Below are 316 nucleotides of genomic sequence, written 5' to 3'. Positions count from 1 at the left end.
AGTAGTGGCCTCGGTTACAGCCAGGTCCGCAGCAGTCTTGTCTGAGTTGGCGGTGTCCAGAGCCGACTGAGCGCTGGCTTTGGCAGCAGTGGCCTCGATTACAGCCAGGTCCGCAGCAGTCTTGTCTGATTTGGCGGTGTCCAGAGCCGACTGAGCGCTGGCTTTGTCAGCAGTGGCATTGATTACAGCCTGGTCCGCAGCGCCCTTGGCTGAGTTGGCGGTGTCCAGAGCCGACTGAGCGCTGGTTTTGGCAGTAGTGGCCTCGGTTACAGCCAGGTCCGCAGCAGTCTTGGCTGAGTTGGCGGTGTCCAGAGCC

Annotated in this window: 1 protein-coding gene; it reads right to left on the bottom strand. The window is 61.4% G+C overall.

Features of this window, described 5'->3' with window-relative positions; all coding sequences use genetic code 11:
• Positions 1-316 (bottom strand): hypothetical protein (locus tag CYD26_RS25185; protein WP_218197076.1); only part of this gene is annotated, 316 nt, incomplete at both ends.

The organism is Pseudomonas sp. FFUP_PS_473 (genome assembly GCF_002858665.1).
Lineage (GTDB): Bacteria > Pseudomonadota > Gammaproteobacteria > Pseudomonadales > Pseudomonadaceae > Aquipseudomonas > Aquipseudomonas defluvii.
This window is presented reverse-complemented; position numbering and strand designations above follow the sequence as displayed.